The organism is Afipia carboxidovorans OM5, assembly GCF_000218565.1.
Classification (GTDB): Bacteria; Pseudomonadota; Alphaproteobacteria; order Rhizobiales; family Xanthobacteraceae; genus Afipia; species Afipia carboxidovorans.
On record NC_015684.1, the window covers coordinates 1,845,979 to 1,868,495 of the forward strand.

Below are 22,517 nucleotides of genomic sequence, written 5' to 3' on the forward strand. Positions count from 1 at the left end.
CTTTTCCGATTCTCCTTTAGAAGCCTTTTCAGGATTTCCATGCATCGCTACCGGTCCCATACCTGCGGCGCGCTCCGCGAGAGCGACATCGATTCCAACGTCCGGCTGTCGGGCTGGTGCCATCGCATCCGCGACCACGGTGGCCTCCTGTTTATCGACCTGCGCGACCATTACGGCATCACGCAATGCGTGGTTGATCCGGATTCCAAGGCGTTCCGGCTGGCCGAAACGCTGCGCTCCGAGTGGGTGGTGAAGTTCGACGGCCGGGTCCGTCGCCGCCCGGATGGCACCGACAATCCTGAACTGCCGACCGGTGCTGTCGAGGTGTTCATCAACGAGATCGAGGTGCTGGGCGAGGCGGCCGAGTTGCCGATGCCGGTGTTCGGCGATCAGGAATACCCGGAGGAAATCCGGCTCAAGTATCGCTTCCTCGATCTGCGCCGCGACCGGTTGCACCAGAACATCATGACCCGCGGCAAGATCATCGATTCCATGCGGGCCCGGATGAAGGAGGTCGGATTCTTCGAGTTCCAGACGCCGATCCTGACTGCGTCCTCGCCGGAGGGCGCGCGCGACTTCCTTGTGCCGAGCCGCATCCACCCCGGCAAGTTCTACGCGCTCCCGCAGGCTCCGCAGCAGTACAAACAACTCCTGATGATGTCGGGATTCGACCGCTACTTCCAGATCGCGCCGTGCTTCCGCGACGAAGACCCGCGCGCTGACCGCCTGCCGGGCGAGTTCTATCAGCTCGACCTCGAGATGAGCTTCGTCACGCAAGAGGATGTTTTTGCTGCGATGGAGCCGGTCATCACCGGCGTGTTTGAGGACTTTGCCGACGGCAAGCCGGTGACGAAGAACTGGCCGCGTATCCCGTTCGCAGAGGCGCTTCGCAAGTACGGCACCGACAAGCCGGACCTGCGCAACCCGCTCATCATGCAGGACGTCTCCGAGCACTTCCGCGGCTCGGGCTTCAAGGTGTTCGCGCGCATGCTGGAGCAGGAGGGTAATGAGGTCTGGGCAATCCCCGGGCCCGCCGGCGGCAGCCGTGCGTTCTGCGATCGCATGAACTCGTGGGCGCAGGGCGAAGGGCAGCCCGGTCTCGGCTACATCATGTGGCGCGAGGGAGGTGAGGGCGCAGGTCCGCTCGCCAACAACATCGGTCCCGAGCGTACCGCTGCGATCCGTGATCAACTCGGCCTCAAGGAAGGAGACGCGGCTTTCTTCGTCGCCGGCGATCCGCAGAAGTTCTGGAAGTTCGCGGGCCTCGCGCGCACCAAGCTCGGCGAGGAATTGAACCTGATCGACAAGGATCGGTTCGAGCTAGCCTGGATCGTCGACTTCCCGATGTACGAGTACAACGAAGACGAGAAGAAGGTTGACTTCTCGCACAACCCGTTCTCGATGCCGCAGGGTGGGCTCGAGGCGCTGCAGACGCAGGACCCGCTCACCATCAAGGCGTTCCAGTACGATATTGCCTGCAATGGCTACGAGATCGCCTCCGGTGGTATTCGCAACCACAAGCCGGCTGCGATGGTGAAGGCGTTCGAGATCGCGGGCTATGGCGAGGAGACGGTCATCGAGCGCTTCGGCGGCATGTATCGCGCCTTCCAGTATGGCGCACCGCCGCACGGTGGTATGGCGGCAGGCGTAGATCGAATTGTTATGCTGCTGTGTGGCACGAACAACTTGCGCGAAATCTCGCTATTCCCGATGAACCAGCGCGCAGAGGATTTGCTGATGGGGGCGCCCTCCGACGTGACCACTCAGCAGTTGCGTGAGTTGCACATCAGACTCAATCTTCCACAGAACTGAATGAGGGAGCGCCGAAACGGCGGGATACATTGGCTTCAGAAATGGGACAGTCGTCGGACGAGTTGCGTAACGCCGCATTATCGTACCACCGCTTGCCGCGTCCCGGTAAGCTTGAAATTCAAGCGACAAAGCCACTTGGAAATCAGCGCGACCTTGCGCTTGCTTACACCCCCGGCGTAGCCGCAGCCTGCCAGGCGATTGCTGTGGACCCCGCTCAGGCGGCCTCCCTGACCATCCGTTCGAACCTCGTTGCCGTTGTCACCAACGGCACCGCCGTCCTCGGCCTTGGCGATATCGGTCCGCTGGCCTCGAAGCCGGTGATGGAAGGCAAGGCGGTTCTGTTCAAGAAGTTCGCCGGTATCGACGTGTTCGACATCGAGATCGATGCGCATACCGTCAAGAATGTCGTGGAGACGGTGGCGGCGCTGGAGCCGACCTTCGGTGGCATCAACCTCGAAGACATCAAGGCGCCCGAGTGCTTCGAGATCGAGGAGCAGCTCAAGGCCCGGATGAAAATTCCGGTGTTCCATGACGACCAGCACGGCACCGCGATCATCGTCTGCGCTGCGATCCGCAATGCGCTGGTGCTGAACGGCAAGAAGCTCGAAGACATCAAGATCGTGACGGCTGGCGCGGGTGCCGCGGCGCTTGCCTGCCTCAACCTTCTCGTCTCGATGGGTGCGAAACGCGAGAACATCTGGGTCAACGATATCGACGGCCTCGTCTATGAGGGCCGCAATACGCTGATGGACAAATGGAAGTCCATCTACGCGCAGAAGACGGACCAGCGCACGCTAGCGGAATCCATCGTCGGTGCGGACGTGTTCCTTGGTCTCTCGGGCCCGAATGTGCTGACGACCGAGATGCTGAAGACGATGGCAGATGGTCCGCTCATTATGGCGCTCGCCAATCCGACGCCGGAAATCATGCCGGACGTCGCGCGCGAGGCGCGCCCCGATGCGATGATCTGCACCGGCCGCTCGGACTTCCCGAACCAGGTCAACAACGTCCTGTGCTTCCCCTTCATTTTCCGCGGCGCGCTCGACGTTGGCGCAACCGCGATCAACGAGGAGATGAAGCGCGCGGCGGTCGATGCACTTGCGCAACTCGCGCGCGATCCGCCGTCGGACGTCGTGACGCGTGGTTTCGACGGCACGGAATCGCGCGGCTTCGGTCCAGGTTCACTGATTCCCGGCGCATTCGATCCGCGTATCATTCTGCGCGTTGCGCCTGCTGTGGCGAAGGCTGCGATGGAATCGGGCGTGGCGACCCGCCCGATTGAGGATTTCACGGCTTATGCCGAAGAGCTCGGCCGCTTTGCCTTCCGCTCCGGTCTCATCATGAAGCCGGTGTTTGCGAAGGCGCGCAATCAGCCGATGCGCGTGATCTACGCCGAGGGCGAGGACGAGCGCGTGCTGCGCGCAACGCAAGCCGTGATCGAGGAAGGGATCGCACGCCCGATTCTCGTTGGTCGCCCGAGCGTCGTCGCGACGCGTTTGAAGCGTGCCGGCTTCTCGATCAAGGCCGGCGAGGATTTCGACCTCATCAATCCTGAAGACGATCCGCGCTATCGCTCTTATGTACAGAGCTATGTCGATGTCGCGGGCCGTCATGGCATTACGCCGGATGCGGCGCGCACACTGGTGCGCACCAATTCGACGGTGATCGCGGCGCTTGCGGTTCAGCGCGGCGAGGCGGATGCGATGCTGTGCGGCGTGGAGGGGCGCTTCCTGAGCCACCTGCGCCGGATTCGCGAGATCATCGGCATCCGACCGGAGCTCACCGACTATTCAGCGCTTGCGCTCCTGATTACGAACAAGGGGTCATACTTCATCGCCGACACTCAGATCCGCCAGAATCCGACGGCGGAGGAGCTTGCGGAAATCGCAGCGCTTGCGGCGGTGCATGTGCAGCGCTTCGGCATCAAGCCGCGGATCGCCTTCCTGTCGCATTCGGATTTCGGCAGCCATGACTCGGAGTCGGCGCACAAGATGCGCCGCGCGACCGAGTTGCTGGCGCGCTCCCATCCGGAAATCGAGTCGGATGGCGAAATGCAGGGCGACAGCGCTCTGTCGGAGATGGCGCGCAATCAGGTGTTGCCGCACTCCCGCCTCGAGGGCTCGGCCAACATCATGATCATGCCGAACCTCGATGCCGCGAACATCGCCTTCCAGATGATCAAGGTGCTGTCCGGCGCGCTGCCAGTCGGCCCGATCCTGATCGGCCCGGCGAAGACCGCGCATATTCTGACACCTTCCGTGACCGCACGCGGCATTCTCAACATGACGGCCGTCGCGGTGGTGGAAGCGCAGGAGCGGATGAAGCAGCCGACCCTGTTCGCCTGATGCTTACAGGCCGGGTGAGACAGCAGTGGCGTCTTGCCCGGCCTGCGCATATGCTGGCCTGAGATCGCCGATAAGGCGGACGGCTTATGGAAAGTGAGCCACCCGTCTTCGGCCTACGGTATCGAACCGTTTGATGGTCAGTGGGGTGGACTATGCCGACGCTTTACGTCATCGGTCGTGTTCTGTTCGCCATCCTGTTCATGGCCTCCGGCGCAGCCAAGCTGCTCGATATTCCGGCGGCAGCCGAGATCGTCAGCGCACATCTCGTCATTCCCGCATCCCTGACGGATATCGCCACGCAGATCGAGGGCCTTACCGGTCTGCCGACCGCGCAACTGATTGTCATCCTCGGCGGCATTCTCGAAGTTGCGGGCGGTGTTGCCATCGCGGCCAACTTCGGCGCGCGGGCTCTGGCCATGGTGCTTGCAATCATGCTCGCAATCTCGGCCGTTGCCTTGCATGACGTCTGGAATACGGCAGGCGTCGAGCGTACCGCGGCCGTGTTCGAGATATTGAAGAGCGTAGCGTTGATCGGCGCGCTGCTGATGATTGCGGGGCGGCCGCGTGAGGCGGCACCCGTCCGGGCGACGTATACCGACAGGGCGTCGTCCTACACCGATTTCTGATCGCGAATTAACGCCGCCAGGCCGTGAGATCGACGCGCCGTTCGGCATCGAATACGCGCGTGTCTGCGGCGTGCAGGCCGGAGGCTGCGAGAATGTCCTGCGGTGTTCGCGCGGGCACGTCGGGGAAAACGCCGAGGCCGTTTTCGATCTGAACGCTATGTGCCTGCGACAGCCAGAATACATCGTATTGGCCGAGGAAGAGCGCATAGACGTGCGGGCCGCCGATCACCGCAATTTTTGCGGATGGCGTAACGCCCGCTGCTGCACAGGCTTCCTCGAACGAAGCGCCGGCCGGGTTCCAAAGCGTCGAGCGCGGATGATCGGGATCTGGCGCAAGCGCAGGAACGGCGCGGCTCAGCACCACGCGCATGCGCTCGTTCGAGCGCGCCTGATCCTCATGGGAGTGGCGGCCGTGGACAATGAGATCGGCTTCATCGAGCGCGCCCTCAAAGAAAGCCTGATCGCCGGGAAACTTCAGCGAATCCGGCATGACGCCTGAGGAGTCCGCCAGCATGCCGTTGGCGGAGACGATGACATAGGCTTCGATCGGCAAGACGGACTCGCTTATTCGGAGATGGTTTCGACCACGCTTGAGAGCGGCCGCGAATTGACCACTGGCTGTTTCAGGCCTTTTACGACGTCCTCGTCATAGGCCGCAATCGTTTCGATCTTTGTTTTGGTCGTCACCTGCACGACCTTATAGCCGCCAGCCTTGAGCCGTTTCAGAAGTTCCGGCAGCGCTTCGGCTGTGTGCTTCTGGAAGTCGTGCATCAGGATGATGCCCTTGCCGACCTTGTCGAGCTTATTCATCACGGTGTCGACGATCTTCTTGGCGTTGCGCGCCTTGAAGTCAAAGGAGTCGACGTCGCACGACCACATCGCGACGTTGCGCTCGCCCAGGTAGGTCACCATCGCCGGCGGATGCTGGAGGGCCGGGAAACGGAAGAAGGGCGAGGGCGATGCGCCGAGCGCCCACTTCACCGCGCTGAAGCCTTTCTCGATCTCGGCCTTACGCTGCTCGTCGTTGAGCTTCTTGTTGTTGAGGTTCGCGTGCGACCAGGTATGCGCACCGATGGTGTGGCCATGTGCGGCAACCGATTTCAGGATTTCCGGATGATAGGTCGCGTGCTTGCCGATCGGAAAGAAGATTGCCTTGGTGCATTCCTCTTCGAGTGCCTTGACGACGGCCGGTGTGTTCACCGGCCATGGGCCGTCGTCGAAGGTCAGCACCACTTCCTTCTCGCGCAGGAAGTCGAGTTGTTTGAAATGTTCGAATCCGAAACCGGGTCCGCCGGTGGTGTTGATGGCAATGACGCGGCTGACGCCGAGCGCGTTCGGGTTTGCGCAGGCGGGTTTGGCGTTCGCGGGCGGTGTGGCAGCGGGCGGTGGGGCTGCGGTTGCAGCCGGAGACGGAGCAGCCGGGCGGGGCGCGGTTTGCGACCACGCGGCGCCGACCGCAAACATGGAGAGCACGGCAGTGACAGATGCAACGCCGGATTTAAGACGCATGGCACACCCCCGATATGCGGCCCTGCCGCATTCCGAGGGAAGCCTAGCGGCCCCGCTGCGATTGCGCCATGCGGGAAATCGCGGCTGGGGAAAGCTTTGGTGTGAGGTTAACGCAGCGGCACGATGAAGTCGGTGCCGCGCCCGGTTTCACCGCCGAGGCCGAGGTCGGATACGGTGAGCGAGTCCCCCGGCATCATGGCGTCTGCGATCCGGTCCATCGCGTCGGCGGGCACGGTGATCCGGTCGAGTGCAACTGAGGGTGAGGGCAACGCCACCTCGACGGGCGTGCGCTCGCCACGTTTGGTCTTGTGCGGCTGAGAGGCGGCCGCCTGCCGTGGCGGCAGGGAGACCACCGACCATTTGAAAGCCTTCGGATCGTCCTTGTCCGCACGCAGGGTAAAGACGTGCGTGCCGAGCGGGCCGCCATCAGCGATGGTGACGGGTGCCTCGAACAACGGCTCGAAATTCTGCCGCATGAAGATCTTGCCTTCCTTGCGGCTGATGAAGGCAGCGATGTGCCCGGTGCGCTTGACCGGCACCGTGCTCGCTGCCGGATCATCCGTGGCAGGCGCAGGCGTGGCGGCGTTCGGCTGGACGGGTGCGGTCGTATCGGTGCTCTCGCGCATGATCGCGGGCGTGGCGGCGAGCACCGTGTCGCCCGTATCGGCGATCCGGATCAGCATATCGGACTGTCGCGGACCGTCCTGCAGGTTCAGGCCGGTCTTCAGATCGGGCAGCGGCGCGTCGGCCTGCTTGTCCGTGGCTGTTGTACCGGTTTCATTCGGCGCCGGCGTCGAAGTCGCGGTCAACTTCGGCTCGGGCCGGCGGGTAAACAGGAGCGGATGTTCGAAGTCGACCGGCGACAGTTGCCCCGGCGCGATGACGACCCGCGAGCCCATGCGCGTCCAGCCGTACATCCGTGTGGCGAAGTTCATCGGCATGCGGATGCAGCCGTGCGAGGCGGGATAGCCCGGCAGCACGCCGGCGTGCAGCGCGATGCCCGACCAGGTGATGCGCTGCATGTAGGGCATCGGCGCGCCGCTATAGATGTTAGAGCGGTGGAATTTCTTCTTGCCGATGATGCTGAATACGCCCATCGGCGTCGAATGGCCGCGCATCCCGGTGGAAATCGGCGTTTCGGCATAAAGGCCGTTGGAATCGTAAACCTTAAGGCGCTGCTCCTCGATCGAGATCGAGATCAGGACCGGGCCTTGCGGCTTCGCCGCCTCCTTGATGACGGCTGGCTTCTGGGCCTTGCGGGTATGTTTGACCTGCGGGCGCGGGGCGGGTGGTGGCTCGACGTAAGAGCGCTCGACGTCGGGACCATCATTGTCCAAATCCCAGAAGAACTGCGCCTGCGCCGCCGATGGCCAGGCGATGAGCGCCACGGCCGAGGCGAGAGCGAGGGAGCGGAGGGAGATGGCCCGATGGGGGTGAAGGGCTTGTTCGAGGCTCGCCAGAGGTATTTGGTTATTCACGCCAAGTCCCACTGTTCAATTACCGCCGTTTCGCAGCCGGAAATCCGACGCGCGCGAATGCCGGGCGGCTCGTCAGCCGGCCCCGGCGGGAGGAACGCTAGCGGCGGGAAACTGACATCCGATTAATAAGGCAGGATTTTTGGTCACAATGACGTTCCTTTCCCGGAAAACCTGCCTACCTGCACGCGTATGCCGCCAAGCGGGCGCTTGCCCGCGCAGCCGAAGGACCAAAATGCCGAACCTGAAATGGGCCGTGTGCCTGTCCGTCTGTGTCGCCGTAATCTCGGTGTGTCTCGTCGCGCCAAGCCAGGCAGCGGAAGAGCCGGACCTGATTTTCCGGCGCTCGACCGTGTTCAAGCTTTTGAGCCCGAACGATAAGCTCGCGACCTACGGCCTCGATGACCCGGACGTGGAAGGCGTGGCCTGCCATTTCACGGTGCCGGAAAGGGGCGGCTACAAGGGCTGGCTCGGCATCGCCGAGGAGGTGTCGGATATCTCGCTGTCGTGCCGGCAGATCGGGCCGATCCGGTTCAAGGCGAAATTCTCGCAAGGCGAGGATATGTTCCGTCAGCGTCGCTCGCTGTTCTTCAAGAAGATGCAGATCGTGCGGGGCTGCGACGCCAAGCGCAACGTGCTCGTCTACATGGTCTATTCGGATAGGCTGATCGAAGGTTCGCCGCAGAACTCGACGTCTTCGATTCCGATCATGCCATGGGGCGCGGGCGACACCATCCAGAAGTGCGGCGACTTCCTCGAGAAATGAGCATCAAGCGCGTAGCTGTCAGTTGGGCCGCGCGCCACGCCGCGGCACGCATTGCTTGACGGTGCTGATGCCCTGCGGCGTGAGCGTCGTACCGGTGACCTGCTTGATCTGACCGGTCGGGCAGCTTCCGTCATCGACGAGGATGCGCTGCCCGAGCCGGATATGGGTGATGTCGCTCTCGCGCGATACGGTCTGCGCGGAGGAGGGCAGTGTGCTGGCGGCGAGCACAAGTGCGGCGAGGATCAGTGTTGCGCGCATCGTCCCCTCACTTGTTTTGAATCTTCAAGCCATCCGGCCCGACGTTGATCTGCAGGCCCTTCGGCTCCTTCTTCGCCTCATAGAGATTGTAGCCGAGCACGGCGACGGCTCCGACAAGAGCGGCAATGACGAGAATGAGGATGTTGCGGTTCGGCATGACGCTTTCCTAATGAGCGACGGTCCTGGAAAACAGATTGATGATGGCAACGCCGGCAATGATGAGCGAGAGCCCGATGACGGCCGCCATGTCGAGACGCTGACCGAACCATACGAAGCCGACGAGCGTAATCAGTACCACGCCGAGCCCGGACCAGATCGCATAAGCGATGCCGACCGGCATCGCCCGCAGCACCAGCGACAGAAAATAGAACGACGCGATGTAGCCGAACGCGGTGAGGACCAGCGGTTTTGGGCGAGTGAATTGCTCGGATGCCTGCAGCGCGGCGGTTCCGATGACCTCGAAGACGATAGCGGCAACCAGGTAGAGATACGTCATGATCTATCGTACCGGTTGCGGCCTGATTCGGGCACCCCGCGCCGTCGTCAGGGGCATGGGCAAGGGATGTTAGACGTTTGGACAAGTGCCCGCGCGCCGCTCCACACTGGACTGTGACCCCGCCGGCGTTGCCTCGCATCCCCCGGATTCCGTATAGAGAAACAGGCGGCTGCGAACCGCTTCCCTTCGGGGACTTTCACCAGGATCGCTGATCGGAATGCGCTGTTCATGAACCGGCTTGTCAGTATTGCGCTGCAGCGACCCTATACGTTCGTGGTTCTTGCGCTGCTGCTCATGATCGTGGGCCCGCTCGCGGCGCTGCGCACGCCGACCGACATCTTCCCGGACATCCGCATTCCGGTGATCGGCGTCGTCTGGAACTACACCGGTCTGCCGCCGGACCAGATGGCGGGCCGTATCGTCACGCCGTTCCAGCGCGCGCTGACCACCACTGTCAACGACATCGAGCATATCTCCGCCAACTCCTATGGCGGCATCGGCATCATCAAGATCTTCTTCCAGCCCAACGTCGATATTCGCACTGCTAACGCGCAGGTGACGGCGATCGCGCAGACGATGCTGAAGCAGTTGCCTCCGGGCGCGACGCCGCCTCTGATCCTGAACTACAGCGCCTCCACGGTTCCGATCCTGCAACTCGCGCTGTCGGGCGATGGCCTGACGGAGCAGAACCTCGCCGACTTCGCCACCAACCAGTTGCGGACGCCGCTCGTCACGGTGCCGGGGGCTGCGATCCCGTGGCCCTATGGCGGCAAGCTGCGCCAGATCCAGATCGATCTCAACGCGACGGCGCTGCAGGCGCTCGGCCTGTCAGGGCAGGACGTCGCCAATGCGCTCGCGGCGCAGAACCTGATCACGCCGGTCGGCAACCAGAAAATCGGCAGTTTCGAATACATCATTCAGGTCAACAACTCGCCGCTGAAGATCGAGGAACTCGGCGATCTGCCGATCCGTACCGTCAACGGCGCGATGGTCTACATCCGCGACGTGGCGCAGGTGCGTGACGGCAACCCGCCGCAGACCAACATCGTGCATGTCGACGGCAATCGCTCGGTGTTGATGATGGTGCTGAAGGCGGGCTCGACCTCGACGCTCGATATCATCGACGGCATCAAGAAGAAGATCGTCGACGTCAAGGACACGCTGCCGGAAACGCTGAAGATCGGCCTCATCGGCGATCAATCAATCTTCGTGCGGGGTGCGATCGAAGGCGTTGCCAAGGAAGGTATCCTCGCCGCACTGCTCACCAGCGTCATGATCCTGCTATTCTTGGGGAGTTGGCGCTCCACCATCATCATCGCGGTGTCGATTCCGCTATCGGTGTTCGGCTCGGTCGCGATGCTGTCGCTGATCGGCGAGACGCTGAACATCATGACGCTTGGCGGCCTTGCGCTCGCGGTCGGTATTCTGGTCGACGACGCAACAGTGACGATCGAGAACATCAACTGGCATCTGGAGCACGGCAAAGAGGTCGAGCCCGCCATTCTCGATGGTGCGGCGCAGATCGTGACGCCGGCCTTCGTCTCGCTGCTCTGCATCTGTATCGTGTTCGTACCGATGTTCTTCCTCACCGGTGTCTCGCGCTTCCTGTTCGTGCCGATGGCCGAAGCGGTGATGTTCGCGATGATCTGGTCGTTCATCCTGTCGCGCACGCTGGTGCCGACGATGGCGAAGTACATGCTGCATCCGCATCCGCGCGATGAGAATGGCAACCCGATCCCGCCAGCGCCGTCGCGCAATCCGCTGGTCAAATTCCAGCGCGCCTTCGAGGCGCAGTTCGCGCGTTTCCGCAACGGCTATCGCGATCTGCTGCAACTTGCGCTGAACCATCGCGCCATTTTCGTCTGCGGCTTCCTCGGCTTTGTCGCGGCCTCGTTCCTGCTGGTGCCGTTTCTCGGGCGCAATTTCTTCCCCTCGGTGGATAGTGGCCAGATCCTGATGCATGTCCGTACGCAAGTCGGGACCCGCGTCGAGGAAACTGCCAATCAGTTGGCCGACATTCAGAAAGCCATTCGCGAGATCATTCCTGCCGCTGAGCTGGAAACAATGACCGACAACATCGGCATTCCCTATAGCGGCATCAACATGACCTACAACAACACCGGTGTGATCGGCACGCAGGATGGCGATATCCAGATCAAGCTGAGGGAAGGCCATCAGCCGAGCGACGTTTACGTTAAGGCGTTGCGCGAGCAACTGCCGCGCGCATTCCCCGGCGTATCGTTTGCGTTCCTGCCGGCCGATATCGTCAGTCAAATTTTGAATTTCGGCTCGCCCGCGCCGATCGATCTTCAGATCCGCGGCGCGAACATTCAGGCAAACTACGCCTATGCCAACGATCTGTTGCGGCGGCTGCGTCGCATTCCGGGCGTGGCGGACGCACGCATCCAGCAATCGCCGAACGCGCCGGGATTTAACGTCGATGTCGATCGCACCCGCGCGCAATATCTCGGCGTGACCGAACGCGACGTGGTCAATAGCCTTGTTGTCAATCTCGCGGGCAGTTCACAGGTCGCGCCGACCTTCTTTTTGAACCCGGCGAACGGCGTGTCTTATTCCGTCGTGATGCAGACGCCGCAATACCAGATGGATTCGCTCGGCAAGCTGCAGACGGTGCAGATCAACGCTGCCGGTGCGCCCAACCTGCCGCTGCTGGGTGGCATTGCCGAGATCAAACGCATGGCCACCAATGCGGTGGTCTCGCAGCATGACATTCAGCCGATGGTGCAGATCTTCGCCACGCCGCAGGACCGCGATCTCGGCGCCGTTGCCGCCGACATCCGCAAGGTGCTGGATGAGACTGCCAAGGACGTGCCGCGCGGCAGCACGGTGGTGCTGTCGGGGCAGGTGGAGACGATGAACAGCGCGTTCTCCGGTCTCCTGTTCGGCCTGATCGGTGCGATCGTGCTGATCTACCTTCTGATCGTGGTGAACTTCCAGTCATGGACCGATCCGTTCGTCATCATCATGGCGCTGCCAGCCGCGCTCGCTGGCATTATCTGGATGTTGTTCGTCACTGGCACGACGTTGTCGGTGCCGGCGCTAACCGGTGCGATCATGTGCATGGGCGTTGCGACCGCCAACAGCGTGCTCGTCATTGCCTTCGCGCGTGAGGAACTTGACCGCAGCGGCGATCCCGTCAAGGCGGCACTCGAGGCAGGTTTCGTGCGTTGCCGTCCGGTGCTGATGACTGCGCTCGCGATGATTATCGGCATGGCGCCGATGGCGTTGGGCCTCGGCGAGGGCGGTGAGCAAAATGCGCCGCTGGGTCGCGCAGTGGTCGGCGGCCTGGTCTTCGCAACCGCTGCGACACTGATGCTGGTGCCGGTGGTCTTCAGTATGCTTCACCACAAGCGATATATGAAGCCGGGACCGGCTTTTCCGGAGATGTCTCATGCCGTCTGATTCCGAGACCCACATCCCGCGGCGGAAGCTGCGCCTCGCCGGGTTGATTGCGGGGGCCGTGATCGTGGTCGTCGTGGTTACCGGAATCGTCGTGCGCGAGAACGGCAATGCGCGGCTTCGGGAGTGGACCGATGCGCAGGCGGTGCCGACCGTCGCCGTCGCTCTGCCGAATACCAAGCCGCCGAGCGCGAAGTTGACGCTGCCGGGGCGGCTCGAGGCTTACTATCGCGCGCCGATCTATGCGCGTGTCAGCGGCTATCTGAAGAACTGGCATGTCGATATCGGCGCAAAGGTGACGGCAGGGCAGTTGCTGGCTGAGATTGATGCGCCGGACCTCGATCAGCAATTGCTGCAGGCCCGTGCCGACCTCGCCAATGCAGAAGCCGCCTCGAAGCTCTCCGCCGCGACGTTGAAGCGCCGCCAGTCACTGCTCGCCTCGAATTTTGTCTCGCTGCAGGAGATCGATGAGCGCACCGCGGATCTTGCGAGCAAGAACGCGCAGGTGAAGGCGATGCAGGCGAATGTGGATCGCCTGCAGGCGCTCGCGGACTACAAGCGCGTCGAGGCGCCGTTCGATGGCGTCGTCACTGAGCGCAACACCGATGTCGGTGCGCTGATCAACGGCGGCACCGGCACGGGTGCGGCGATGTTCGTCGTCTCGGACATCAAGAAGCTGCGTGTCTATGTGAATGTGCCGCAGAGCTATCTGGCGGCTATCAAGATCGGCAGCGTGGCGTCGATCACGGTGCCGGAGCATACTGGCCGCACGTTCCCGGCGGTCGTGGAATCGTCCTCGCACGCAGTGGAGGTTGGCTCCGGCACGTCGCGGATGCAGCTCACCCTCGACAATGTGGATGGAGATCTGCGGCCAGGCTCCTATGCTGACGTCACGCTCACTCTGACGAGTGAGCGCGATCTGTTGTCGATTCCCGCAAGCGCGCTGATCTTCAACCGCGACGGCTTGAGCGTTGCCGTTGTCGATGCCGATGATCGTATTCGCTTCAGGAAGGTGACGATCGCCCGTGACCTCGGCCGCGAGATCGAGATCGCGACCGGTCTTACGTCCCGCGATCGTATCGTAGTCACCCCTGCTGATGGTGTGGTCGATGGCGATCCGGTGCGGATCGCAGGCGGGAAGAGCAAGACCGGCGAGAAGACCTCGCGCGCGGACTAAGCCTTCCTTCTTCCCGAACAAGCGGGATCGTGGGCGTTGCCTCGCGGCGCCCGAAATTGTCTGCTTGATTAAGGGAAAGACAATCTATCGCGGGTAATATCCTGCCGCTTAAAAATTCTTAAAAATTTTTTCCGGGGGATATGATGCGGCTTTTCGACAGGATTTCGCTTGCGACGCGGCTTGGCGGAGCCGCCGTCGCAACCATCGCCGTGGCTGCGGGAGCCGGTTTCTATGCCGGCACGCTGGCGGATGGAGGCGATATAATCGTACCCGGGATAGCCGTGTTTGGCGGTGTTGTGGCCGGTGCCGGCCTTCTGTTTGGGGCGATACGATATAGTCTCCTGCGGCCGCTACGGACCTTTGACACCTCCCTGCAGCAGATGGCGGAGGGGCAGGTGGGTGACGAAATTCCCTGCACAGAACGCCGTGACGAGTTCGGTGCGATGGCAGCGAGCCTTCAGGCGGTACGTGGCCGGATCGCACATCTGCAGACGATGCAGGGCGAGAGTGACGATGCAGAGAAGCGGGCGGTCGAGGAGCGTCGCGAGGCCATGGTGGCACTTGCCGACCGGTTTGAGACCAGCGTCAACGCGATTGTCGAAGCGGTTGCAAATTCCGCTTCGCAGATGGAAACGACCGCCGAACTGATGTCGTCGACCGCGAGCCACAACACCGAACGCGCGGGCGTTGTCCGCAGTGCTTCGGAGAAGGCGCGGGAGAACGTGCAGACCGTGGCGGATGCCGCGGAGGAGCTCAATACCTCTGTCGCCGATGTCTCCCGTCAGGTGATGCAGTCGAGTGAGATCGCCCGGAAGGCGGTCGGCGAGGCTGAGCAGACTAACTCCACCGTGCAACTGCTGTCGGGTGGCGCAGAAAAAATCGGCCTCGTGGTCCAGCTTATTCAAAGCATCGCAGAACAGACCAATCTTCTTGCGCTGAATGCGACCATTGAAGCAGCCCGTGCGGGCGAGGCCGGGCGCGGATTTGCCGTGGTTGCCTCCGAAGTGAAGGCACTCGCGACCCAGACGGCGAAGGCGACCGAGGAAATAGCGGCTCAGGTCACCAACATGCAGTCGACGACAGCGGATGCTGTGCTCGCGATCAGCAACATCGCTGCGACCATCAACCAGATGAGCGACATCGCCGGAGAAATCTCGACAGCCGTGGAGCGGCAGGGAAGTGCGGCGGAAGAGATCGCGCGCAACATTCATGCTGCGGCAGCGGGCTCATCGGAAATAAATGAGCACATTGGCGGCGTCAGCGATGCGGCCGCCGCAACCGGGCAAACGGCATCCGATGTTCTCGAGCGGGCGCGCGGCCTCGATCATCAGGCCGGATTGTTGCGGCGTGCTGTGGATGAGTTCTTGAGTCAAGTGCGCGCCGCTTGAACGAATTGTGATGTAACCGAATCACGACAGGCGCTGAGCAATTCGCTCGGCGCCTGATTTTATTTGGAAAAGATCAAGCCTCCGCCTTTTGGCCTAGAAGCGGTTGCACGTCGCCATCAGCGTGACCATCTTGCTCCGCACGCCTCGTCTCGCGAGGCAACGGCTTGCCAACGCGAATTGCAGATCACATCTGGATTTCTCCGGATCGCAATGCGCGTTGTTTCTTTCTGGGCCCACTTCAATGATTGAACGACTTGTCTCTCCTTCACGATCCCGCTCTTTGGGTTTTTCTTTTCTCGCTGTCGTGGCTATGCCGGTTCTGGCAGTTGGCCTTGCGAGCTGCGGCCCGAGCGAGCAGAAACAGGCGGCACCGCTACCTGCGGTTTCTGTGTCCACACCCGTCAAACGTATGGTGACGGATTGGGACGAGTTCAGCGGCCGCTTCGATGCGGTCCAGCAGGTCCAGGTTCGTGCGCGCGTGACAGGGTTCGTCACCAGCGTCGAGTTTAAGGATGGCGCGATCGTCAAGGCCGGCGATCTTCTCTACGTCATCGATCCTCGCCAGTATCAGGCCGTTGCCGAGCAAGCCGAAGGGCAGTTGCAAGACGCAAAGGCGCGTGTCGTGCTGGCCAAGCGTGAGCTTGAGCGTGCCTCATCGCTGATCAGGACGGATGCGGTCTCGCAATCCGTCGTTGATCAGCGCACGCAGCAGCTCCAGACGGCGGAAGCCGCCGTTCTGCAGGCGGAGGGCGCGTTGAAGCGCGCGCAACTCGATGTCGAGTTCAGTCAGGTCCGCGCGCCGATCTCGGGCCGCATCAGCCGCCATCTCGTCACGGTTGGGAATCTCGTGCAGGGCAGCGAGAGTGGAGCAACGCTTCTCACGTCGATCGTCTCGATGGACCCGATCCATATTTATTTCGACATGGATGAGAGGGTCTATCAGCGCAACAGCCGCCTGTGGTTCGAAGGCAAGCGGCCGAGTTCGCGCGATACACCAAACCCGGTTCAGGTTTTGTTGACGGGTGAGACCAAGCCATCTCACGAAGGCAAGATGGATTTTCTCGACAACCGTCTCGATGCCGGCACCGGCACGCTGCGCGGGCGCGCGTTGGTCGATAATCACGACCTCTCCATTTTGCCGGGGCAGTTCGCGCGGATTCGCGTGATCGGTAGCGCGCCTTATGAGGCACTGCTGGTGCCGGATGCAGCGGTTGCAACCGATCAGTCGCGCAAGATCGTTTTCGTGGTGAAGCCCGACGATTCGGTCGAGGCACGCGAAGTGACGCCTGGTCCGCTCGACGATGGTCTGCGTGTAATCCGCACCGGCCTCAAGGCGGATGATCGTGTCGTTGTGGAGGGTCTGCAGCGCGTGCGGGTCGGTGCGAAAGTTTCGCCGCACCCGGCCAACGCTGACAATGGTGACGCCAAGCCATGAATCTCGGACGCCTCTCCATTCACCAGCCCATTCTCGCGATGGTGCTGTCGATCGTGCTGCTGATTGTCGGCGCGATCGCCTATACGACGCTGCCCGTCGCGGAATATCCGCAGGTCGCGCCGCCGACCGTCGTCATCACGACGCAATATCCCGGTGCGTCGGCCCAGACGGTGTCGGAGACCGTCGCTGCGCCGATCGAGCAGGAAGTCAACGGTGTCGAGAACATGCTGTACATGTACAGCCAGGCGACGTCGAACGGCCAGTTGACGATCACCGTGACCTTCAAGCTCGGTACCGATCTCGATCAGGCACAGGTGCTGGTTCAGAACCGCGTCGCGATTGCCCAGCCGCGCTTGCCGGAAGAGGTGAAGCGCAACGGCGTCGTCACCCGCAAGAACAGCCCGGATCTCCTGATGGTGGTGTTCCTGCTGTCGCCGGACGATACCTTCGATCAGCTCTACATCAGCAACTACGCGCTGCTGCAGGTTCGCGACCAGCTTCTGCGCACCGATGGTGTCGGTGACATCCAGATCTTCGGCGCGCGTGATTATTCGATGCGGCTGTGGCTCGATCCGGACAAGATCGCGAACCTCGGCATGACCGCGGGCGATGTGCTGACGGCAATCCGGGCGCAGAATCTGCAGATCGCAGGTGGGCGCATCGCCGAGCCGCCGATCTCGGATCGCGCCTTTCAGCCGAACCTTACCTTCCAGGGGCGGCTGAAAGATCCGGAGCAGTTCGAGAACATCATTCTCAAGAGTGGCGAGAATGGCCGTACTGTGCGGCTGCGCGATGTCGCGCGCATCGAGCTTGCGGCGCTGTCCTATGACACCAACGCTTTCCTGCTGCGCAAGGAAGCGGTCGCCATTCTCGTGACGCAGCGGCCCGGCTCCAATGCGCTTGCGACATCCGAGCGCATTTCAAACACCATGGCGAGCCTGAAGGAGAAATTCCCCGAGGGACTCGATTACAATATCGGCTACAACCCGACCGAGTTCATCGCGCAGTCGGTTCATGAGCTCATCAAGACGATCTACGAGGCGATGATCCTCGTCGTCGTGGTCGTGCTCGTGTTCCTGCAGGGCTGGCGGCCGGCGATCATTCCCATTCTTGCGATTCCGGTGTCACTCATCGGCACGTTCGCGGTGATGGCGGCGCTCGGATTTGCCATCAACAATCTTACGCTGTTCGGGCTCGTGCTTGCGGTCGGCATCGTGGTCGATGACGCGATTGTCGTCGTCGAGAATGTCGAGCGCCATCTTCAGGCCGGCATGACGCGGCGTGACGCGGCACTTCTCACCATGCAGGAGGTCGGCGGTGCTCTGGTCTCGATTGCGCTGGTGTTGTGTGCGGTGTTTGTGCCGACCGCATTTCTTGGCGGCATTTCCGGCCAGTTCTTCCAGCAGTTCGCGGTGACGATTGCGGTTGCGACCGCGATCTCGTGCTTCTGTTCGCTGACGTTATCTCCGGCACTGGCCTCGCTCATTCTCGAAGCGCATCATGAAAAGAAGCCGCCTGCGCGCTGGAATGTTATCGCGCGTTGGTGGGGCATCTTCACCGGCTACTTCAATCGCGGTTTCGACTGGCTGTCGCATTTCTATGCGCGCGCTGCGGACTTCACCATCCGGCACTCCGTGGCGATGCTGGCTCTTTACGGTGTGCTGATCGGATCGGCAGGCTGGATCATGTTCAGCACGCCGAAGGGGTTCATTCCCGCGCAGGATCGCGGCTACGTCATCATCTCGGTGCAATTACCGGGTGCGGCTTCGCTGGCTCGTACCACGGAGGTCGTGAAGGAAATCGAGAATATCGCGCTCGGCGTGCCCGGCATCGTGCGTGTGCCGACACTTGCCGGTTTCTCCGGCGCGACCCGCACGCAGGCGAGCAATGCCGCCGCCATGTTCCCGGTGTTCGACGATCCGGAATTGCGGGCGAAGAAGGCGGGCCAGTCCGCGGCCGAGATCACCAACGAGTTGCGCAAGCGGCTGTCGAAGATCGAGAAGGCGTTCATCATCGTGGTGCCACCGCCGGCCGTGCCGGGTATCGGTACGGGTGGCGGGTTTGCGATGCGGATCGAGGATCGTCAGGGCAGGGGCGCGAGCCTGCTTGCGGCCGCAACGTCGGAGCTGGTCGCCGCCGCAAACAAGACGCCGGGGCTCACCGCGGTGTTCTCGCCGTTCACGGCCAACACGCCGCAGGTGTTCGTCGATATCGACCGTCAGAAGGCGGAGATGCTCGGCGTGCCGGTGCAGAACGTCACCGAGGCGATCGAGATCTATTTCGGCTCAGCCTATGTCAACGACTTCAACCTGTTCGGCCGCACCTATCGCGTGACCGCGCAGGCCGACCTGCCGTTCCGCAAGGAGAGCACCGATCTCGCGCGACTGCGGACACGCAATCTCGCGGGCGAGATGGTGCTGCTCGGCAGCGTCGTCGACTTCCGCGATATCTCAGGCCCCGACCGCGTCGCACGTTACAATCTCTATCCGGCGGCGGAGTTGCAGGGCGACACCTTGCCCGGCACCAGCTCCGCAACTGCGATCGAAGAGATGAAGAAGCTCGCGGCCGATATTCTGCCGAGCGGCTTCTCCTATGACTGGACCGATCTGTCCTATCAGCAGGTGACGGCGGCCAACGCCGGGCTCTATGTGTTCCCGGTCTGCGTGCTGTTCGTGTTTCTCGTGCTGGCCGCGCAATACGGAAGCTGGACGCTGCCGCTCTCGGTGATCCTGATCGTGCCGATGTGCCTGCTCACCGCGACGATCGGCGTGCGGCTGATGGGGCAGGACATCAACATCCTCACCCAGATCGGCTTTGTCGTGCTGGTCGGCCTTGCCGCGAAAAACGCGATCCTGATCGTGGAGTTCGCGCGCGATATCGAGCGCGAGGGCAAGGATACGCTGCATGCGGTGATCGAGGCCTGCCGCTTGCGCCTGCGCCCGATCCTGATGACGTCGTTCGCATTCATTCTGGGCGTGCTGCCGCTCGTCATTTCGAGCGGTTCGGGCTCGGAGATGCGTCAGGCGGTCGGCGTTGCAGTGTTCTTCGGAATGATCGGCGTCACACTGTTCGGACTCGTGTTCACCCCGATCTTCTACATGCTGGTGCGCAAGCTGTTTCCGGGATCGGTAACGATCCCAAGCCGCGACCTTGGCGCCAACATCTAGCGGTGTGAGGAGAGCCTAGACGCGCCCGCTGACGGGGATCAGCGCGCCGGTCACTGCGCTTGCCTCGCGGCTTGCGAGGAACAGGATGACGTTCGCAAGTTCTTGCGGGCTGACCCACGTCGCGAAATCCGCCTTCGGCATGTCGCGACGGTTGGCAGGTGTATCGATGATCGAAGGCAACACGGCGTTTACTGTGACCTTGCCTTTCAACTCGACCGCAAGCGCTTCAGTGAGGCGATGCACGCCTGATTTCGAAGCCGCGTAGGGGCCCATGCCTGCGCCGGCCTGCCGGGCCGCGAGTGCGCCGATGTTGACGATGCGGCCGGAGCCCGATGCGATCAGATGCGGGATCGCAGCGCGTGAGGCGTTGAGTGCCGTCAGCGTGTTGACGCGATAGAGGCGTTCCCAGGTGGCGGTGTCGCCATCCGCGACCGGCTGGAATGAGAAGCCGCCGGCAATGTTGATGAGTGCGTCGAGGCGCCCGTAATGATTGATCGCGGCTTCGATGGCGCGCGCCGCATGGCTGGGCTCGGCGAGATCGATGCCGCCGATCTCGACATGGTGCGGCCGGGGCGTGCCACGGGCGGCGGCATGGTCGATCAGGGCGAGGCGCGCGCCACGCTCCGCCGCGGCTTCGGCCACGACGCGGCCGAGTGCGCCGGAAGCGCCTGTAATCGCCACGATCCTGTCTTGCATCGTGTTCTCCGGCCGGCCGCGACGGACGCTGCTAGAGATTGAAGATCGCGACGTCGCGCAGCAATGCGCTGGCGCGCGTGCAAGTCGATGCGTCGGGGAGCAGGCTCTCGTGCCGCTCGCTGTCGCGGTCGCGCCGGTCGGTGTCGAAAATCTGTTTCGGCGTCAGAGGCACGCGTTCCTCCGCGTTGAAACGTCGGCCAAGAACGGGTGTATCGAGCCAGGGCTTGGGCGGTAGCAGCAGCGATGAAGCGAAAGGCGCGGGCGCATCGTCATCGGCAATGTCATTGTCCATAACGTCGTCGTCCGCAGCGTCGCTATCGAGCGTCTCGCTGTCAGCAGCCTCGCTGTCGATGGTGTCGTCCGCGGCAGCCTCGATCTGCGGTTCAGTCTCGCTCTCTGTTTCGGTTGTCTCTTCGTCAGAAAGCGCCGCGGGGCAGCTTTTGCGCCATTCGCGGAATGGGAAGGGGTGATCCTCCATCACGGTCACGTCGTCGCCGGCCGCGGCAGTTGCTTCTACAGTCTCTTCAGCCGGTGGGGCGGGAGGCGGAAGCAGATCTTCAGCCACGGGGCGCTCGATCTCATGGCCGCATCCGGCACAGCCATAGGTGAACGACATGTGGTCGGCGGCCCATTGCACGTCCCTCACGCCCATCAAATGCTGGGTGCAGTTGGGGCAGATCACGACGTCGGGTTTGAAATCGCGAAGCTGGACGTGGTTCAGCATGGACTCCTCCACACGCGCGAGGGGAGGACCGAACGGACGCCGACTCGCACAGGACACACGCAAGCGAGCCTACGCCTCCCGCAACGCCGCTTCTGCATCTCGTTCCTGAAATGCACAGCTTATTTGACGCGGGAAATGCGCGGCGGCAATCCGGGCGAACACTCACTTTCTGACGAGATAGAGCGGCGTCCGCAGGGTGAACTGGAACGCCGGCTGCGGGGTCCAGAATATGGCCGCGGTGATGCCGAACAGGCGGTTGTCGTTGTCGTCCATCCGGTCGAGGTCGAACCGCAGTACAGGCTGGGTGAAGCTGCGGAGCGAGAACAGCGGCTGGCCCGCGGGCAGGAAGGGCACCAACTCCGTGGTGTTCGCCCCGCCGAAAGACTGCACGCCTGCGCGGCCGGTGAGCTTCCAGTTGTCCGCCCCCTGATAATACGCGCCGAGATAGCCGATCACCGCGGGGCGCACCGAGGCAAGCCCGGAATCGATGCGGGTATTCATCACCTGTACGCCCGCGAGAAACCCGCGCGTTCCATCCTCGTCGAGCGCGCGATCGGCTTCGACAACGGTCGTGAGGTTGGTGGAGGATAAAGGCCCGTCGCCTGCGGATTTCGTCAGGGTCGACAGCACCGTCACGGTCGGCAGCCAGCCGTCGTCCTGTGTGATGACGTCGGCCTGTACGCCAACATTCCAGCTAGTCATGTCGAAAGACGACCACGGCGAGAGGTCGTTCTTCGACGTGCTCCCGGTGACTCCGCCAAACACCGAGATACGGTCGTTGAGATCGATCGTAAGCGGCAGATCGAGCGTCACGCCCCGTCCGGAGACGGACGACAGAGAGGACAGTGCCGGCAACGACAGCGTGTTGTTGAAGCCAAGGGCGAGCGTGCCGGGAGGGACGGTGAAATAGTTCGTCCGCATGTCGAGATAGATGTTTGGAAATGCCGACGCGCTGTCCTCATCGTCGTCAGGCTCGGCCGCGAGGGCAGGGGTGGCGCCCGCCACGAGTGCAAGCAATCCTGCGGCCGCAGCAAAACACGCCAGCCGTGCGTTTTGTGAGCCGCACGGTGCGATACGTTTTGCGGTGTTGCGGGTCACGGCAGCCGGGCCTCCGGGCGAACGGACAGGCAGGCTGCGTTCGGTGAGCTGAGTATAGGCGGCTGGCGAACGATGCTTCAATATCGTACCGGCAAGGGAGCGCGTTACCCCCGTTTTAATGGCAA

18 protein-coding genes are annotated in these 22,517 nt (G+C 62.4%); 9 read left to right on the forward strand and 9 right to left on the reverse strand.

Annotated elements, in window-relative coordinates:
* Window positions 1-39 precede the first annotated feature (39 nt).
* From aspS to OCA5_RS08620, 3 genes are all read left to right on the forward strand, one after another.
* Window positions 40-1,812, forward strand: a complete 1,773-nt coding sequence (aspS, locus tag OCA5_RS08610) for an aspartate--tRNA ligase (RefSeq protein ID WP_012563473.1) — start codon at window positions 40-42, stop codon at window positions 1,810-1,812.
* A 41-nt stretch (window positions 1,813-1,853) separates the two neighbouring features.
* Window positions 1,854-4,157 carry an NADP-dependent malic enzyme gene (locus tag OCA5_RS08615; protein ID WP_012563472.1) on the forward strand — a complete coding sequence of 768 codons (2,304 nt, stop codon included), beginning with the start codon at window positions 1,854-1,856 and terminating at the stop codon, window positions 4,155-4,157.
* 152 nt (window positions 4,158-4,309) lie between these two features.
* On the forward strand, window positions 4,310-4,783 hold the full coding sequence (locus OCA5_RS08620; RefSeq protein ID WP_012563471.1) for a DoxX family protein: 474 nt from the start codon (window positions 4,310-4,312) through the stop codon (window positions 4,781-4,783).
* Window positions 4,784-4,790: 7 nt separating this feature from the next.
* Here the strand turns inward: OCA5_RS08620 and OCA5_RS08625 are convergent, their stop codons facing one another.
* The 3 genes from OCA5_RS08625 to OCA5_RS08635 all read right to left on the reverse strand — a co-directional run bounded on the left by OCA5_RS08625 (window position 4,791) and on the right by OCA5_RS08635 (window position 7,680).
* Window positions 4,791-5,336 (reverse strand): dihydrofolate reductase family protein, encoded by a 546-nt coding sequence (locus tag OCA5_RS08625; protein WP_012563470.1) that lies wholly within the window; start codon window positions 5,334-5,336, stop codon window positions 4,791-4,793.
* A gap of 11 nt (window positions 5,337-5,347) precedes the next feature.
* Window positions 5,348-6,292, reverse strand: coding sequence for a polysaccharide deacetylase family protein (locus tag OCA5_RS08630; RefSeq protein WP_012563469.1), 945 nt, complete (start codon window positions 6,290-6,292; stop codon window positions 5,348-5,350).
* 107 nt (window positions 6,293-6,399) lie between these two features.
* A complete protein-coding gene (locus OCA5_RS08635; protein WP_012563468.1) occupies window positions 6,400-7,680 on the reverse strand; it encodes a L,D-transpeptidase in 1,281 nt (426 codons plus the stop codon).
* A gap of 322 nt (window positions 7,681-8,002) precedes the next feature.
* On the opposite strand from OCA5_RS08635, the gene OCA5_RS08640 reads away from it, so the two are divergent.
* Window positions 8,003-8,533 carry a CreA family protein gene (locus tag OCA5_RS08640; protein ID WP_012563466.1) on the forward strand — a complete coding sequence of 177 codons (531 nt, stop codon included), beginning with the start codon at window positions 8,003-8,005 and terminating at the stop codon, window positions 8,531-8,533.
* An 18-nt stretch (window positions 8,534-8,551) separates the two neighbouring features.
* Here OCA5_RS08640 and OCA5_RS08645 read toward each other — a convergent pair whose 3' ends face one another.
* The 3 genes from OCA5_RS08645 to OCA5_RS08650 are packed head-to-tail and all read right to left on the reverse strand — an operon-like array spanning window position 8,552 to window position 9,290.
* Window positions 8,552-8,791, reverse strand: a complete 240-nt coding sequence (locus tag OCA5_RS08645) for a DUF6719 family protein (protein WP_012563465.1) — start codon at window positions 8,789-8,791, stop codon at window positions 8,552-8,554.
* Between the two features lie 7 nt (window positions 8,792-8,798).
* Window positions 8,799-8,948 (reverse strand): hypothetical protein, encoded by a 150-nt coding sequence (locus tag OCA5_RS19265; protein WP_012563464.1) that lies wholly within the window; start codon window positions 8,946-8,948, stop codon window positions 8,799-8,801.
* Between the two features lie 9 nt (window positions 8,949-8,957).
* Window positions 8,958-9,290: a DMT family transporter gene (locus OCA5_RS08650; RefSeq protein ID WP_193372379.1), complete on the reverse strand. Its 333-nt coding sequence runs from the start codon at window positions 9,288-9,290 to the stop codon at window positions 8,958-8,960.
* Window positions 9,291-9,515: 225 nt separating this feature from the next.
* Here OCA5_RS08650 and OCA5_RS08655 point away from each other — a divergent pair, with 225 nt between their 5' ends.
* The 5 genes from OCA5_RS08655 to OCA5_RS08675 all read left to right on the forward strand — a co-directional run bounded on the left by OCA5_RS08655 (window position 9,516) and on the right by OCA5_RS08675 (window position 19,874).
* A complete protein-coding gene (locus OCA5_RS08655) occupies window positions 9,516-12,710 on the forward strand; it encodes an efflux RND transporter permease subunit (RefSeq protein WP_012563462.1) in 3,195 nt (1,064 codons plus the stop codon).
* The gene (locus OCA5_RS08660) at window positions 12,700-13,884 is read left to right on the forward strand and encodes an efflux RND transporter periplasmic adaptor subunit (RefSeq protein WP_012563461.1); all 1,185 of its coding nucleotides are present in this window, start codon (window positions 12,700-12,702) and stop codon (window positions 13,882-13,884) included. Before OCA5_RS08655 ends, OCA5_RS08660 begins: the two co-directional genes overlap by 11 nt.
* Window positions 13,885-14,027: 143 nt before the next feature.
* A complete protein-coding gene (locus OCA5_RS08665) occupies window positions 14,028-15,272 on the forward strand; it encodes a methyl-accepting chemotaxis protein (RefSeq protein ID WP_013913061.1) in 1,245 nt (414 codons plus the stop codon).
* Window positions 15,273-15,513: 241 nt separating this feature from the next.
* Window positions 15,514-16,707, forward strand: coding sequence for an efflux RND transporter periplasmic adaptor subunit (locus tag OCA5_RS08670; protein WP_013913062.1), 1,194 nt, complete (start codon window positions 15,514-15,516; stop codon window positions 16,705-16,707).
* On the forward strand, window positions 16,704-19,874 hold the full coding sequence (locus OCA5_RS08675; protein ID WP_012563458.1) for an efflux RND transporter permease subunit: 3,171 nt from the start codon (window positions 16,704-16,706) through the stop codon (window positions 19,872-19,874). Before OCA5_RS08670 ends, OCA5_RS08675 begins: the two co-directional genes overlap by 4 nt.
* Window positions 19,875-19,889: 15 nt before the next feature.
* Here OCA5_RS08675 and fabG read toward each other — a convergent pair whose 3' ends face one another.
* The 3 genes from fabG to OCA5_RS08690 form a co-directional block, all read right to left on the reverse strand.
* Window positions 19,890-20,570: a 3-oxoacyl-ACP reductase FabG gene (gene fabG / locus OCA5_RS08680; protein WP_012563457.1), complete on the reverse strand. Its 681-nt coding sequence runs from the start codon at window positions 20,568-20,570 to the stop codon at window positions 19,890-19,892.
* Between the two features lie 31 nt (window positions 20,571-20,601).
* Window positions 20,602-21,294: a hypothetical protein gene (locus OCA5_RS08685; RefSeq protein WP_012563456.1), complete on the reverse strand. Its 693-nt coding sequence runs from the start codon at window positions 21,292-21,294 to the stop codon at window positions 20,602-20,604.
* A 162-nt stretch (window positions 21,295-21,456) separates the two neighbouring features.
* Window positions 21,457-22,392 (reverse strand): hypothetical protein, encoded by a 936-nt coding sequence (locus OCA5_RS08690; RefSeq protein ID WP_012563455.1) that lies wholly within the window; start codon window positions 22,390-22,392, stop codon window positions 21,457-21,459.
* Window positions 22,393-22,517: the final 125 nt, after the last annotated feature.